The following is a 13045-nucleotide window of genomic DNA, read 5'->3' on the forward strand; positions in this document are numbered from 1 at the left end:
ACGTCTCGGGGCTCTGCCCCGGACCCCGCGCCTCAATCGCCGGCGGGGCTTGATTGGCGGTTCTTGCGGGCCGACATCCACGCGTAGACGAGGACGCCCACGAACAGGAAGATGACGCCCTGGTAGACGGCCGCGTAGCCGGCGCCGCCGACCAGCCACATCGAGAAGCCGAACGCGGCGAGCGCGAGCGTCATGTCGCGCGCGAGGCGGCCCTTGCTCACCCGGTGGCCCTGGCCCGACAGCAGGAAGTAGATCTGCGCGGCCGTGGCGAGGAGGTACGGGACCGTCGCCGTGAACGTCGTGATGAGCACGAGGGACTCGAAGACGCCCTCGGAGCCCGCCGTGTAGTTGTAGATGGTCAGGAGCGAGGCGAGGGCGACGCCGACGAGCACGCCGAACGTCGGGACGCCGCGCTTCTTGCGGGCGAACGCGGCCGGGAACAGGCCGTCCTTCGCGGGGGCGTACGGCGCCTGCGCGGAGAGCAGCGTCCAGCCGTTGAGCGCGCCGAGGATCGAGACGACCGCGGCGATCGCGACCGCCGTGCCGCCCCATGTGCCGCCGAACATCACGTTGACGGAGTCGGTCATCGGCGCGGTGGAGTCCACCAGCTTGTCGTGGGCGACGGTGCCGAAGACGGAGACCGTGCACAGCAGGTACACCAGTGCGGCGAGAGCGGTGCCGAGGACCGTGGCCCGGCCGACGTTGCGCTCCGGGTCGCGGACCTCGCCCGCGCTCATGGAGGCGGACTCGACGCCCAGGTAGCTGAAGAGCAGGATCGCGGCGGATGCCGAGATCGCGCCGACCGGGGAGTCCCCGCCGCCGGCCTGGAACGGGCCGAGGTTGTCGGCGTCGAAGAAGAACAGGCCGCCGACCGCGACGAGTACCAGCGGCGCGAACTTCAGGACGGTGGAGACCAGCTGGACCGCGCCGACGTAGCGGGTGCCCGCGAGGTTGGCGAGCGCGGGCAGCCACTGGCAGGCGAGCGCCGCGACGATCGTCCAGAACGTCGAACCGTGGATCGGCAGCAGCACGTCGAGGTAGCCGACGGCGGCGACGGCGAGCGCCGCGTTCGACACCCACGAGGTGATCCAGTAGCTCCACGCGGCGAGGAACCCGGCGAAGTCGCCGAAGGCCTCACGGGCGTACACGTAGGGGCCGCCGGTCTGCGGGTGCCGCTTCGCGAGCCGTCCGAAGACGAGCGCGAGGGCGATGGCGCCGACCGTCAGGACACCGAAGGCGACCAGCGAGATCGTGCCGTACGGGGCCACGGAGGCGGGCAGCAGGAAGATGCCGCCGCCGATGATGTTGCCCATGACCAGGGCCGTCGCGATGGGAAGGCCGAACCTGCGGGCGTGCTTGCCGTCGCGACCGTCCGCGTTCTGGTCGTCGTCCGCTGCCGGAGCCGTCTCGGGAGCGGGGGCAGTCCCGGTGTCGAGCATGGGGGGAAGTGCCTCTCGATTGTGCTGAGCCACCTCGGGATCGCCGGGTGGCGGGGCCCATGGTCCGGTGGGCTCCCGCCGCGCTCCAAATCAGGCGGAATTGTCCTGCGGCTCCGGGGGCGTGGCCGCAAATGATGCACCGCCGGGCTCCCGCCGTAGGGAATTCTCCACGGGTCGTTCCAGGGGCTTCGTCGCAGGTGGGTCCAGGGACAGCGGTGTGACCCGCATCGGGATCTGCGGTCCGTGCCCCTCGGTCAGCCAGCGGCGCAGCACCCGGTGCACCTGTTCGGCGCCGACCAGGTCCTCGCCCTGCGGCACCGGCTCGGACAGCTCCGCGGGCGAGAGCAGGAACGGCCGGCTCTGGGCGCCGCCGAGCCCGCCGTGCGAGCCGATCTGCTCCTCGAAGGCGAGGACTTCGCCGTCCAGCGGGTCGTACATGGAGTTGACCATGATGTCGGCGGTGTGCGGGAAGGAGTCGGTGCGGCGCACGGCGTCGGCCGCGCCCGGACCGAAGTCGGCGAGCGGCCCCTCGCCGTCGGCGAGCTCGGCCAGCGGCACCTCCACGCCCCGCGCCCCCAACACGACCGCGCCGTGCTCCTCACTGCGTACGAGGAGGAAGCCGATGCCCGGATGGTTGGCGAGGGTCGGAAGGAGAGCCGGGTTGCGGGCGTCGATCTCCTCGCGGGTCATCCGGTGCGGGACGTCCGGGAACGAGACGAGGCCGAGGTTGCCGGAGGCCAGCACGATCGGTTCGCTGCGCTTCCCCTTGCCCGCGCCCTCCTCGACGGGCCGGTGCAGCGCGGCCCGCACGGCGGCGCGGGCCTCGGCGCCGCTGCGCGTGCGGCCCGCCTTGCGCGGCACAGGCAGCCCGCAGCCCGCGCGGACCAGGTCCTGGAGCGTGAGCCCGTAGCGGCCGCGGAAGGTCTCGCCGGGGCTCTGCCCGTGGTCGGAGAGGACGACGATGCGGTACGGGCGCGACGCGTGCTCGGCGACCTTGACGAGCAGCGCGAGCGAGCGGTCGAGGCGTTCGAGCACCTTCCGCGCGTCCCGGCCGAACGGTCCCGAGTGGTGCGCCACCTCGTCGTAGGCCACGAGGTCGGCGTAGACGGCGCTGCGGCCCGCGAGCATGTCGCCGATGACGGCCGCGACGACGACGTCCCGCTCGACGACGGTCGCGAAGGCGCGGATGAACGGGTACAGGCCGCCGCGCCCCATCCGCGGCCGCTCCTTGCGCAGGCGGGACCGCGTGGACTGGCCGATCTCGCGGCCGACCTCGGCGAAGAAGGACAGCACGGTGCGGACGGCGTTCGCCGGGTCGGAGAAGTAGGCGAAGTAGCCGGCCCGTGAGCGGTTCTGCTTGCCGCGCCGGGCGGCGACGGACAGCACGAGCGCGACCTGTTCCGCGCCGCCGCTGAACAGGTTGCCCCGGCTGGCGCCGTCGACGGTGAGCAGTCCGCCGTCGCCGGTGTGCGCGACGGCGCGGCGCTGGAGTTCGGCGGCGCTGGTGGGCCGGTTGGACACCTGCGTCTCGCCGGTGTCCTTCTCGTACCAGCGGAAGGCCGGGACGTCGTGATTGGAACCGTGCAGGATGCCGAGCTGGCTGGCGCCGGTCTGGCTCGACCAGTCGGTGCGCCAGGGGGTGAGGCGGTGGCTGCCGTCGTGCAGCCAGGAGTTGATCGTCGGCATGACGTCGTCGCGCGCGGCGCGGCGCAGCACTTCGTGTCCTACGCCGTCGAGCTGGATGAAGACGGTGCCGGGGGTGGGCGGGCAGGTGGTGTCCTCGGAGCCTCTGCGGCGCCTGCGGTCGGCGAGCCGGTACAGGCGCCTGCGGTACGCGTCGTCGTCCCGGACGGCGAGCGCACCGCCGGTCGCGGACGCCACGGCCGACATGACCGCGGCCACGACGACCGCGGTCTCGGGTCCGGCCTCTCCCCTGCCGTCCGGGATGAGGTGCAGCGCGATGAGCAGCACGGCGCCGTTGAGGAAGAACACGACGAGGCCGAGGACGAGCGCGGGTACGAGCAGCAGGGCGCGGACGAGGATCGGCCAGACGAGGGCCGAGAGCAGGGCGAAGGCGGCGGCGCCGAGGGCGGCGGTGACGGCGACGCGGGTCATGCTGTCGCCGTCGTCGGAGGTGAGCTTGAAGTCGGGCAGGATGCCTGCGAGGAGCATCATGGTGAGGGTGCATGCGGCCCACACCGTGGCCGATCGCCAGGCTGTGCTTGCCGCCCGTGCCCACCATCGGCCTCCGGCCACTTTTCGGCTCCCCTCTTTGGTCAGGTGTGGTCAGGGTTTCATACCGTTTGCGCGGAGACGGTGTTGCGGCCGCGGGGGGGGGGCCCCCCCCCCCCGGGGGGGGGGGGGGCCGCCCCGGGGGGGGGGGGCGCGCCAGCGGCAGGGGGCGGGCCGCGCGCCGCCGCCCCCGCGGCCGCCCCCCCCCGCGGCGCCCCCCCCCCCCCCCCCCCCCCCCCCCCCCCCCCCCCCCCCCCCCCCCCGGGGGGGGCGGGGTCAGCAGCCGTCGTAGCCTGCGGTGGGCATGGAGAGGCGGCGGTGGACGCGGGCCTTCATCTCCGAGTCGTATGCGGGTTCCGCGAGGCCCGCCGTCTCCAGGCGGACACCGCGCCGCGCGCACTCCCGCGCGAACGCGTCGACCGAGCCGAGCGCAGCCCGCAGCACCCGCTCGCAGGGGGCGACGAACACATCGACCAGGCCCGCGTCGACGTCCGCCCACAGGACCTCGTGGTCGGGGCGGACGGAGTGGACCAGGAGTTCGCGGGTGACCACGTAGCCGCGGTCGGCGGCCCAGCGCGCGCACATGGCGTGCTGACTGCGCGAGTCCACCAGGAAGGGGTCGGCGTCCAGCTCCTCCAGCGGGATCAGGCTGGCGATCGCCGCGACCCGCACCGCTTCGCCGCTCCCGTCGGATGCCCCCATGCGTCCCCCCTCACCACAGCTTTCGGCCTCGACCCTACTCCTGCACGTAGGCTCAAGGGAGTCGCCCGGAGGAGCACAAGGAGGAGCGCGTGCCGGTGGAGATCACCTGGTGGGGTCATGCCACCTGCACCGTCGAGGACTCAGGTACGCGCGTGCTCACGGATCCGCTCTTCGCCCGGCGCCTCGCACATCTGCGCCGTCGGCGCGGCGCGCCCCCGCCGCCGCGCGCGGCCGAGGCGGATGTCGTCCTCGTCTCCCACCTGCACGCCGACCACCTGCACGTGCCCTCGCTCGCCCGGCTCGCGCCCGGTACGCGGGTGCTCGTACCGAAGGGCGCCCCGCGCGCCGTGCCCGCGCTGCGCAAGCTCGGCACGTTGAAGATCATCGAGGTGGAGGCGGGCGCGCGCGTCGAGGTCGGGCACGTGGCGATTGAGGTGGTGCCGGCCCAGCACGACGGGCGGCGGCTGCCTGTCGGTCCGCACATCGCCCCCGCGCTCGGTTACGTGGTGAGCGGTGAGGCCCGTACGTACTTCGCGGGTGACACCGGTCTTTTCGACGGCATGGAGGAGGCCGTCGGCGAGGTCGATGTGGCGCTGCTGCCGGTGGGCGGCTGGGGGCCGTACCTCGGCTCCGGGCATCTCGACGCGGGCCGGGCCGCCGAGGCGCTCGCCCGGATCGTGCCGCGCAGCGCGGTCCCCGTGCACTACGGGACGTACTGGCCGATCGGCATGGACGCGGTGCGGCCGCACGAGTTCCACGCGCCGGGCGACGAGTTCGTCCGGCAGGCGGCGCTGCGCGCGCCAGGCGTGGCGGTGCACCGGCTCGACCCGGGCGAGAGCGTACGTCCCGAGGTGGCCGGATGAGACGGCTGCGCAGACTGCCGGGAGCGCGCCGGTGATCCTCTCCGCCGCGACCCAGGTGCCGCCCGAGTCGACCCAACAGGCCGTCGGCTACCCCTCGTTGTTCCTGCTCATCTTCCTCGGGGCGCTCGTCCCGGTCATTCCGACCGGCGCGCTCGTGAGTTCAGCGGCGGTCGTCGCGTTCCACCACAGTTCGCCGCTCTCGCTGCTGCTCGTGTTCGCGGCGTCCGCGCTCGCCGCGTTCCTCGGCGACATCGTCCTGTACTGGCTGGGGCGGCGCGGTATGCACTCGAAAATGGGGTCTCCCCTGCTCGAGCGAAGCCGAGAGCTTGGGGAAGGGTCGAAGTGGCTGGAGGCGATCCGTTCGCGGGCTCCCGAGGAGCGGCTCACGCAGGCGCAGGACAAGCTCGCCGACCACGGCGTGATGGTGCTTGTCCTGTCGCGGCTCGTGCCCGCGGGGCGGATCCCCGTGATGCTGGCCTGTCTGCTGGCGAAGATGCCGCTGCGGCAGTTCGCCCGCGGCGATGTTCCCGCGTGTCTCGCGTGGGCGGCGACGTACCAGGTCATCGGCATCCTCGGCGGGTCTCTCTTCCCGGAGCCGTGGCAGGGGGTCGTCGCGGCGATTGGCCTCACGGTGCTGATCAGTGCGGGGCCGGCGGTGTGGCGCAAGGTGCGGGGGCGGGAGTCGGGCAGCCAGCACGCGTAGCCCTCCGGCAGGTTCCGGCCACCCGGCGTTGCGGCCTCGGGGCTCCGCCCCGGACCCCGCTGCTCAATCGCCGCAGGGGCTTAATTTGGCCGAGCCATACCCAGCCCCGCCGGCGATTGAGGCGCGGGGGCCGGGGCGGAGCCCCGTGGCCGTGACGCCGGGCGGGGCTCAGGTCGGCAGCACGCGGGAGGCGCCCACCGGGACGTCCCAGAGGGAGGCGCGGGGGAGGCCCGCCTTCTCCCATGCGGCGCGCAGCCGGTGCAGCGGTTCGAGGACCGGTTCCGCCGACAGCAGGAACGTCGCCCAGTGCATCGGCGCCATCCGCCGCGCACCCACGTCCTGCACCGCCCGCACCGCGTCCTCCGGATCGCAGTGCACGTCCTTCAGCCACCAGCGCGGCTCGTACGCGCCGATCGGGAGCAGCGCGAGGTCGATGCCCGGGTAGCGGCGGCCGATCTGCGAGAACCAGTGGCCGTAGCCGGTGTCGCCCGCGAAGTAGATCCGCCGGCCGTCGGAGTCGGTGAGCACCCAGCCGCCCCACAGAGTGCGGCAGGTGTCGACGAGGCTGCGCTTGGACCAGTGGTGGGCCGGCACGAAGTCGAAGCGCACGCCCTTGAGCTCCGCCGCCTCCCACCAGTCCAACTCCGTGACCCGCGTGAAGCCGCGCCGCGTGAACCAGCGGGCGAGGCCTGCGGGAACGAGGACCGGGGTGTCGCGCGGGAGTCTTTTTACGGTCGGCCAGTCCAGGTGGTCGTAGTGGTTGTGGCTGATGACGACGGCGTCCACGCGGGGCAGCGCGCTCCATGCGACGCCCGCGGGGGTGACCCTGGCCGGGGTGCCGAGGATCTTGCGGGACCAGACGGGGTCGGTGAGGACCGTGAGGCCGCCGATGCGGACGATCCAGCTGGCGTGCCCGACCCAGGTGACGGCCGCCGTACGGGCGTCGACCCGCGGCAGCGGGCCCGGCGCGAAGGGCAGGTGCGGGATGTCGGCCAGGCTCTCGGCGGGCGGCCGGAGCGCGCCCTCACGGGCGAATCTGGCGAAGGCCCGCAGGCCCGGCAGCGGCGCGGTCAGCCGGTGGGCGAAGGTTTTGGGCCAGCGGCGCGGTACGTCCCGCAGTCCGGTGTCTCCCCCGCCGAGCGGCCGCGGCTCGACGAGGGGCGGAGCGGATGCGGTGGCATCGCCCCGCTGTACGGCCGACGGTGCCTCGGACGCCTGCGTCATCGCTCGGTCTCCCATCCTTCGCGTGCCGGTTCCCCGCCGATGGCGCGGAGCGTCGACTCCACCATGGTCAACAGCCGTGCGACGTGCGGCAATTCCAAGGGCTCCGGTGAGGTGAGGGACGCCCGGCGTTCCTCGGGGGTTGACCCGAGCAGCGGCCCCGTCGACAGACGCGCCCGCAGCGCGCCCTGCTCGTCGCCGAAGCGGTGGCCGCCAGGGACCGGCATGCCGAGCCGGTCACCGAGGAAGTCCTCCAGGTCCTGCGAGTCGCTGACGCCGAGCGCGGCGAGCCGGGGCCGCAGCTCCTCCAGGTCCATGTAGAGGTGTCGGCCGACCCGTGGCGGCCTGGCGAGGCCGCCCGCACGGAGCACGGCGCGGTGCGCGGCACCGGCGACCTGTGCGTGCAGGGCGGCACCGGCGCGGCAGCGCTCGGTGATCTCCTCGGTCTCGTTCAGGACGTACGTGGCCGCCGCGGCGACCGGCGCCGCGAGCAGGCCCCCCGTGGCCGTGAGGAAGTCGAGGACCCGGGCGTGCAGCCCGGCGCCCAGCTCGGTGGCGGGGAACCGGGCGCAGGCCGCGGGCAGCGAGGGCGGCAGGAAGGCGCCGGTGAGGTCGCTGAGGACGGTGACGTCGCGCGGGTACATCTCGGCGGGGCTGAACAGGACGGAGTCCGCGCCCGGGTGCACGGTGTCCCGCCACGTCTCGTCGCTGACCACGTGCAGCCCCTCGGCGGCGGCCGCCTCCACGGCCTCGTGCAGCATTTCGGGCGGCGGCACGGTCGCCGTCGGGTCGTCGGCCACGGACAGCACGAGGAGGCGCGGGTCGCCGCCCTCGGCTCTGACCCGGCGGACCGTCTCCAGGAAGGCCGTCGAGTCGGGGACGCCGCCGCACTCGGCGGGCGTCGGTACGTGGTACACGGCGCGGCCCAGGAGCCTGGCCTGCGGCACCCACCAGGCCGAACAGGGGCGGGGTACCAGCACGTCGCCGCCGAGCGCGGCGGTGAGAGCGAGCAGCAGCGGGGCCGCGCCGGGCGCCGCGCCGACCTGCTCGCGTTCGGTGCCGAGGCCGCGGCGCTGCCAGTAGCCGCGGGCCGCTTCGAGCAGGGCGGGCGGTCCGCCGGGTGGCTCCGAGGCCGGGCGCCCCGCGGCGCTCGCGGCGACGGCGGCGAGTTCCGGTAGTACCGGGAGGCCGGGCTCGGGCAGCGGCGGTCCGTACCGCACGGGCCCACGCCCCTCGGGGGCCCGTGCGGCGCCGGGGGGTCGGTTCCGAGCCGTGCCGGTTCCGGGGGTTCGGGCCGTGGGGTCCGATGGCCGCATGCTGCCTCCGTGCCGTCCGCTCGCACTGCGGGTGGTGGTCGCTGCCCTCCAGCGTCACACCTCCCCGGGTATCCGCGCGCGCCACGCCACGCGTGCGCCGGGGTGCCGCCTTGCCCACTCTGCCGCCCAAGGCGGCAGAGTGCCCAAGGCGGCGGCCACCCGCATGCCCCGGCGGCGGGTGGGCACATCAAGCCCCTGCGGCGATTGAGCAGCGGGATCCGGGGCAGAGCCCCGATCTTTCCAGCCCCGCCGGCGTTTGAGGCGCGGGGTCCGGGGCGGAGCCCCGAGGCGTGGGCACGTGTGGCCGGCTGCCCCCGGCCCACGCCGCGGACGGTCACTCCGCCAACGCGGTGAACTCGCGCTCCAGGCCACGCCCCCGCCGCTCGACGACCGCGGACGCGACATCCGCCAGTTTCCGGTTCGTCGTCTGCGAGATTCGACGCAGCACGCCGAACGCGTCGTCCGGCGCGCACCCCAGCACATGCATGACGATGCCGCAGGCCTGGTCCACCACGGGCCGCGACCGCAGCGCCGAGCCCAGCTGGTCGACCTCGGAGAGGGCCTCCTGGTAGGAGCGGTCGCGCACCATACAGCTCGCGGCCAGGTCGCCGAGCGCGCGGATCGGCCCGTGCGACGCGACCTCCAGGGAGCCGGCCCTGAAGCTGTACAGGCTGAGCGTGACCGTGAGGCCGCCGCTGCGGAACGGAATGGTGACGCTGGAGCGCACCCCGGAGTCCAGGGCGAGCGCACGGTAGTCGGGCCAGCGCCGGTCGTTCAGCAGGTCACTGGCGTCGACCGGGTCACCGCCCTCCTCGGCCGCCGGTATGGGCCCGTCACCGGAGCGGTCCTGCACGGAGACGAGCGCCGCGAGATCGGGGTGGGTCACCGCGGTCGGCCGCTCGTCCGTGCCGTCACTCGCCGTGGCGACGGCGCCGCAGCACTGTGCGGTGCACCGGAGCGCCCCTTCGGCGAGTTCGGAGAGCCGCCGGGCGAGCAGCCCCGATTCCGCTGTCCCCGTGGAGCGTTGGCCCAGCTCCACCGGATGGCTTCCGACCTGGGCCGCGTCGTCGTCCTGATCGACCGGCACGTACTGTCGCATCGGGTTCAAGCCTCCTTGTCGGACGGCTTCCCGTACCGGGCTCCCGAAAACGCGGGACGGGATACGTTCTGGGCATGGCGAAGACGGACGAATTCGATGAAGAACTTGCGGACTTCGTGCGTCGTGTGGCGGAGCTGAAGGCGGCGCGCTCGGTATCGACGGCGGAACTGCCCGCCGTCCTCGACGCGGCACTCTTCGAACTCGACCATGTAGCAGGAAAGTTGTGGCCGCAACCCCCGCGGGGCGAGGCCACGGGCACAGGCGCGGGCCCGAGCCGCAACGCGGTGGCCGAGCGGCACGAGCAGCAACTGCTGCGCGCCGTCTTCCAGCGCCTTCCGCTGCCGGTGGCGCTCGTGGACCGCGAGGCGGTGGTACGCCGCCTCAACTTCGCGGCGACGACCTTCACGGGCGTACGCGCCGGATACGCGACGGGCCGCCCGATGACCGGGTTCCTGGCGCACGCCGACCGCGCCGCGTTCCGTTCGCAGGTCGCGGCGGTGGCCCGCGGCGAGGGCGACCGCGGCCTGACCGTACATCTGCAGCAGAACCCGCACGCCCCCGTCCGCACGGTCCTCACGGGCCTGCGTCCGGGCACCGAGCGGCGCACCACGGTCCTCGCGATCCTGCAGCCCGCGGACGACGCGACGGTCAGGCCCGCGTCGGCCCGGCCCGCCGCGCCGGTCCCCGACCTCGGGGAGACGACCCGGCACGCCGCGCTCACCGACCTGCTCGACGCGATGACGCGGGAGCTGCTCGGCGGCCCGGTCGGCGATCCGGCCGAACTCCTACGGCGCGCCGCACATGTGCTGCACGGCCGGTTCGCGGACTGGGTGGTGGCCGACAAGGGGGCCGCCGACCTGGAGCGTACGGAGGTGCTCGGCGCGGACGACGAGGCCGTGCGCGACATCGCCGCGCAGGATCCGGCCAGCAGCCCGCTCGTCGTCGAGGCGGCGCGCGGCGGGGCACCGACGCTGCTCGTGCGCCCGGAGGACCTGCGGGCCCTGGGCGACGACGCGTCGGGGGCGCCGGTGCTCGTGCGTGCCGATGTCACCTCGCTGCTGTGTGTGCCGTTGATCCCCGCGCCCGGCGAACCGGTCCAGGGTGTGCTCACCCTGTTCCGGTCCGCGGGCCGCCTCGCCTTCTCGATGGCGGAGGCGAAGACGCTCGACATGATGGCCCGTCACATCGCGTTGGCGATGCGGAAATAGGGCCGCCTGTCGGCGCACGGGGCTACGCGGCGTCCGTCAGTACCTGGTCCCGGAGGCGGTCGCAGCAGCGGCTGATCAGCCGGGACACGTGCATCTGGGAGATGCCGAGCCGTTCGGCGATCCGGCTCTGTGTCATGTCGCCGAAGAACCGCATGTAGAGGATCTCCCGCTCGCGCTCGGGCAGCGCCGCTATCCGCGGCTTGACGGCCTCGCGGTCGACGACGACGTCGAGCGCGGGGTCGGCGTCGCCGAGCGCGTCGGACAGCGAGTATCCGTCCTCACTGCCGGGCAGCTCCGCGTCGAGGGACAGGGCGGTGAAGCTCTCCAGCGCCTCCAGGCCGGAACGGGCCTCTTCCTCGGTCATATTGGCGTGTGCGGCGATCTCCGCGAGGGTCGGGGCGCGCCCCGAGATGCTCGTGGAGAGTTCGTGCTGCGCGAACCGGACCCTGTTGCGCAGGTCCTGGACGCGGCGCGGCACATGCAGTGTCCACATGTGGTCGCGGAAGTGCCGCTTGATCTCGCCGGTCACGGTGGGAACGGCGTAGCTCTCGAACGCGTTGCCGCGCTCGGGGTCGTATCGGTCCACGGCCTTGACCAGGCCGAGAGCGGCTACCTGCCGCAGATCCTCATAGGATTCGCCGCGGTTGCGGAAGCGTCCCGCGAGCCGGTCTGCCATCGGCAGCCAGGCCTCCACGACCTCCTGACGCAGTTCCTCGCGCTCAGGACCGTCGGGCATGTCGGACAGCTGGGCGAAGGCCTCGGCGGTGTCGGGGGCGTCGTCGTGCGGGTGGCGTCCACCGTGCTTCACCGGGCTCTGGGGTGAGCTGGTACGCGTGCGCATCTGGATCGAACTCCCTGCAAGGTGCCTTGGGTTCGGTGGTCACCGTGGGAGTTGCGCCCGCAAGATCAGTCGGACACACCCGGGGCGATCCTGCGGATCCAGTGGATACGACGCGGTCGTATCCCTCCCACGGACGTGCCTCCTGTCCGAAGCACTGTCTATCGCCTGCCCCTGGCGCATCGCCGCAAACACCGCGACATCTCCAGAGTGCGCTCAGCGGGCCCGGCCCGCATGTTCGCGCGGTTCCGCCTCCTCGGGCCGGGGCAGCAGCCACTCCTCGTACCGTCCGAGGACGAGCACGAGGCCCAGCATCCCTGCGGGAATCAGGACCGTCAGCAGCTCCATGACCTGTCCTTCCAGCCGGCCGTCCGAGAGGAGACGACCGTTCCCGGGTCTCCCCGCCCCGCCCGGGCAAACCATCAGGTGTCACCGCGAAGCGGTCGGGTACGCGTCGGGCACCGCCGAGTCACTGGAGGGATAGATGCAACGCGGCAGCGACCGGCTGAACGTCCACCGCGACGACGAGATGAAGCAGGAACTGCAGGGCCTGTTGCGGTCCGGGCACCCCACGCGGGTCGAGGAGTGGAACGACCCCGAGCCGGCGGCGGACGACGACCCGGAGGTGGCGGGCGGACCGGTGGAACCCGGTTCCGGACCCGGCCGCCAGGACGCCGTCCGGCTCGAACTGGGACGGCTCCTCGGCCGCACCTCGTTTCCGGCCACGCCCCCGGCGCTCGCGGACGCGCTGCGCGAGCGGACCGCCCCCGACCGGCTCGTCGAGCTGGTGGCGGCACTGCCCGCGAAGACCGTGTTCCATACGGCCTCGGACCTGGCCAAGGCCCTGACAGACGACGGGGGTTAGCTCCGGGGGCGGTCGGGTACCTGGGCCGGAATCACGGTGCACCCGAGATGAAGAGAGGCCGGATTGCGATGGCCTATGTGGTGAGGGAAGTCATGACACCCGGCGTGGTCGCGGTACGCCCCGACGCCTCGCTGGTCGAGGCCGCCCAGCTGATGCGGGCGCAGGACATCGGGGATGTACTGGTGGCGGACGAGGCGCAGGTCGTGGGCGTGCTCACGGACCGTGACATCGCGCTGCGGGCCGTGGCCGACGGGGCCGATCCGCTCACGGTGAGCGCCGAGGCGGTGTGCACTCCGCATCCGGTGGCGATCGGCCCGGACGACGAGGTGTCCACCGCGGTGGCGCTGATGCGCGAGTACGCCGTGCGCCGCCTGCCGGTGGTGCAGGACGGACACGCGGTCGGGATGGTCAGCCTGGGCGATCTGGCGCTGACTCAGGACCCGGCGTCCGCGCTCGCCGACATCAGCGGCGCCGACCCGGACGGCTGGGCGGGCGACACACCGACCTGACCCCGGGCCGAGCCACCGACCCCGACTGAGCGACCGAGTGACCGACCGAC

General features: G+C 73.5%; 13 protein-coding genes. 5 read left to right on the plus strand and 8 right to left on the minus strand.

The window, feature by feature from the left end; genetic code table 11:
* Positions 1–32 precede the first annotated feature (32 nt).
* The 3 genes from ACIRHA_RS11410 to ACIRHA_RS11420 form a co-directional block, all read right to left on the minus strand.
* Positions 33–1439: an amino acid permease gene (locus ACIRHA_RS11410; RefSeq protein WP_403843105.1), complete on the minus strand. Its 1407-nt coding sequence runs from the start codon at positions 1437–1439 to the stop codon at positions 33–35.
* Positions 1440–1529: 90 nt separating this feature from the next.
* A complete protein-coding gene (locus ACIRHA_RS11415) occupies positions 1530–3611 on the minus strand; it encodes an alkaline phosphatase family protein (protein WP_403843107.1) in 2082 nt (693 codons plus the stop codon).
* A 336-nt stretch (positions 3612–3947) separates the two neighbouring features.
* Positions 3948–4373 carry a hypothetical protein gene (locus ACIRHA_RS11420; protein ID WP_403843110.1) on the minus strand — a complete coding sequence of 142 codons (426 nt, stop codon included), beginning with the start codon at positions 4371–4373 and terminating at the stop codon, positions 3948–3950.
* 89 nt (positions 4374–4462) lie between these two features.
* Here ACIRHA_RS11420 and ACIRHA_RS11425 point away from each other — a divergent pair, with 89 nt between their 5' ends.
* A complete protein-coding gene (locus tag ACIRHA_RS11425; protein ID WP_403843113.1) occupies positions 4463–5236 on the plus strand; it encodes an MBL fold metallo-hydrolase in 774 nt (257 codons plus the stop codon).
* Between the two features lie 34 nt (positions 5237–5270).
* A complete protein-coding gene (locus ACIRHA_RS11430; RefSeq protein WP_403844443.1) occupies positions 5271–5939 on the plus strand; it encodes a DedA family protein in 669 nt (222 codons plus the stop codon).
* A 168-nt stretch (positions 5940–6107) separates the two neighbouring features.
* Here ACIRHA_RS11430 and ACIRHA_RS11435 read toward each other — a convergent pair whose 3' ends face one another.
* From ACIRHA_RS11435 to ACIRHA_RS11445, 3 genes are all read right to left on the minus strand, one after another.
* Positions 6108–7163, minus strand: a complete 1056-nt coding sequence (locus ACIRHA_RS11435; RefSeq protein WP_403843115.1) for an MBL fold metallo-hydrolase — start codon at positions 7161–7163, stop codon at positions 6108–6110.
* Positions 7160–8380, minus strand: a complete 1221-nt coding sequence (locus tag ACIRHA_RS11440) for an aminotransferase class I/II-fold pyridoxal phosphate-dependent enzyme (protein ID WP_403843118.1) — start codon at positions 8378–8380, stop codon at positions 7160–7162. The genes ACIRHA_RS11435 and ACIRHA_RS11440 overlap by 4 nt, the downstream gene beginning before the upstream one ends.
* Before the next feature lie 430 nt (positions 8381–8810).
* On the minus strand, positions 8811–9575 hold the full coding sequence (locus tag ACIRHA_RS11445; RefSeq protein WP_403843120.1) for an ANTAR domain-containing response regulator: 765 nt from the start codon (positions 9573–9575) through the stop codon (positions 8811–8813).
* A 74-nt stretch (positions 9576–9649) separates the two neighbouring features.
* Here ACIRHA_RS11445 and ACIRHA_RS11450 point away from each other — a divergent pair, with 74 nt between their 5' ends.
* Positions 9650–10783 (plus strand): PAS domain-containing protein, encoded by a 1134-nt coding sequence (locus tag ACIRHA_RS11450; RefSeq protein WP_403843123.1) that lies wholly within the window; start codon positions 9650–9652, stop codon positions 10781–10783.
* 22 nt (positions 10784–10805) lie between these two features.
* Here ACIRHA_RS11450 and ACIRHA_RS11455 read toward each other — a convergent pair whose 3' ends face one another.
* Both ACIRHA_RS11455 and ACIRHA_RS11460 read right to left on the minus strand, forming a co-directional pair.
* Positions 10806–11624 (minus strand): RNA polymerase sigma factor SigF, encoded by an 819-nt coding sequence (locus tag ACIRHA_RS11455; RefSeq protein ID WP_403843125.1) that lies wholly within the window; start codon positions 11622–11624, stop codon positions 10806–10808.
* 213 nt (positions 11625–11837) lie between these two features.
* On the minus strand, positions 11838–11969 hold the full coding sequence (locus tag ACIRHA_RS11460) for a hypothetical protein (protein WP_403843126.1): 132 nt from the start codon (positions 11967–11969) through the stop codon (positions 11838–11840).
* Positions 11970–12105: 136 nt separating this feature from the next.
* Between ACIRHA_RS11460 and ACIRHA_RS11465 the strand changes: the two genes are divergently transcribed.
* Both ACIRHA_RS11465 and ACIRHA_RS11470 read left to right on the plus strand, forming a co-directional pair.
* The gene (locus ACIRHA_RS11465; RefSeq protein WP_403843128.1) at positions 12106–12486 is read left to right on the plus strand and encodes a DUF2795 domain-containing protein; all 381 of its coding nucleotides are present in this window, start codon (positions 12106–12108) and stop codon (positions 12484–12486) included.
* A 68-nt stretch (positions 12487–12554) separates the two neighbouring features.
* Complete coding sequence (locus ACIRHA_RS11470; RefSeq protein ID WP_403843131.1) at positions 12555–12995, plus strand: CBS domain-containing protein; 441 nt, start codon at positions 12555–12557, stop codon at positions 12993–12995.
* Positions 12996–13045: the final 50 nt, after the last annotated feature.

It is taken from the genome of Streptomyces sp. NPDC102360, from assembly GCF_044766085.1.
Taxonomy (GTDB): Bacteria; Actinomycetota; Actinomycetes; order Streptomycetales; family Streptomycetaceae; genus Streptomyces.

Excerpts from the sequence above, each read along its gene's own strand:
- ACIRHA_RS11435 (WP_403843115.1), bottom strand. The coding sequence starts at position 7,163 with ATGACGCAGGCGTCCGAGGCACCGTCGGCCGTACAGCGGGGCGATGCC.
- ACIRHA_RS11415 (WP_403843107.1), bottom strand. The coding sequence starts at position 3,611 with ATGCTCCTCGCAGGCATCCTGCCCGACTTCAAGCTCACCTCCGACGAC.
- ACIRHA_RS11450 (WP_403843123.1), top strand. The coding sequence starts at position 9,650 with ATGGCGAAGACGGACGAATTCGATGAAGAACTTGCGGACTTCGTGCGT.
- ACIRHA_RS11460 (WP_403843126.1), bottom strand. The coding sequence starts at position 11,969 with ATGGAGCTGCTGACGGTCCTGATTCCCGCAGGGATGCTGGGCCTCGTG.
- ACIRHA_RS11410 (WP_403843105.1), bottom strand. The coding sequence starts at position 1,439 with ATGCTCGACACCGGGACTGCCCCCGCTCCCGAGACGGCTCCGGCAGCG.
- ACIRHA_RS11465 (WP_403843128.1), top strand. The coding sequence starts at position 12,106 with ATGCAACGCGGCAGCGACCGGCTGAACGTCCACCGCGACGACGAGATG.
- ACIRHA_RS11420 (WP_403843110.1), bottom strand. The coding sequence starts at position 4,373 with ATGGGGGCATCCGACGGGAGCGGCGAAGCGGTGCGGGTCGCGGCGATC.
- ACIRHA_RS11445 (WP_403843120.1), bottom strand. The coding sequence starts at position 9,575 with ATGCGACAGTACGTGCCGGTCGATCAGGACGACGACGCGGCCCAGGTC.
- ACIRHA_RS11455 (WP_403843125.1), bottom strand. The coding sequence starts at position 11,624 with ATGCGCACGCGTACCAGCTCACCCCAGAGCCCGGTGAAGCACGGTGGA.
- ACIRHA_RS11470 (WP_403843131.1), top strand. The coding sequence starts at position 12,555 with ATGGCCTATGTGGTGAGGGAAGTCATGACACCCGGCGTGGTCGCGGTA.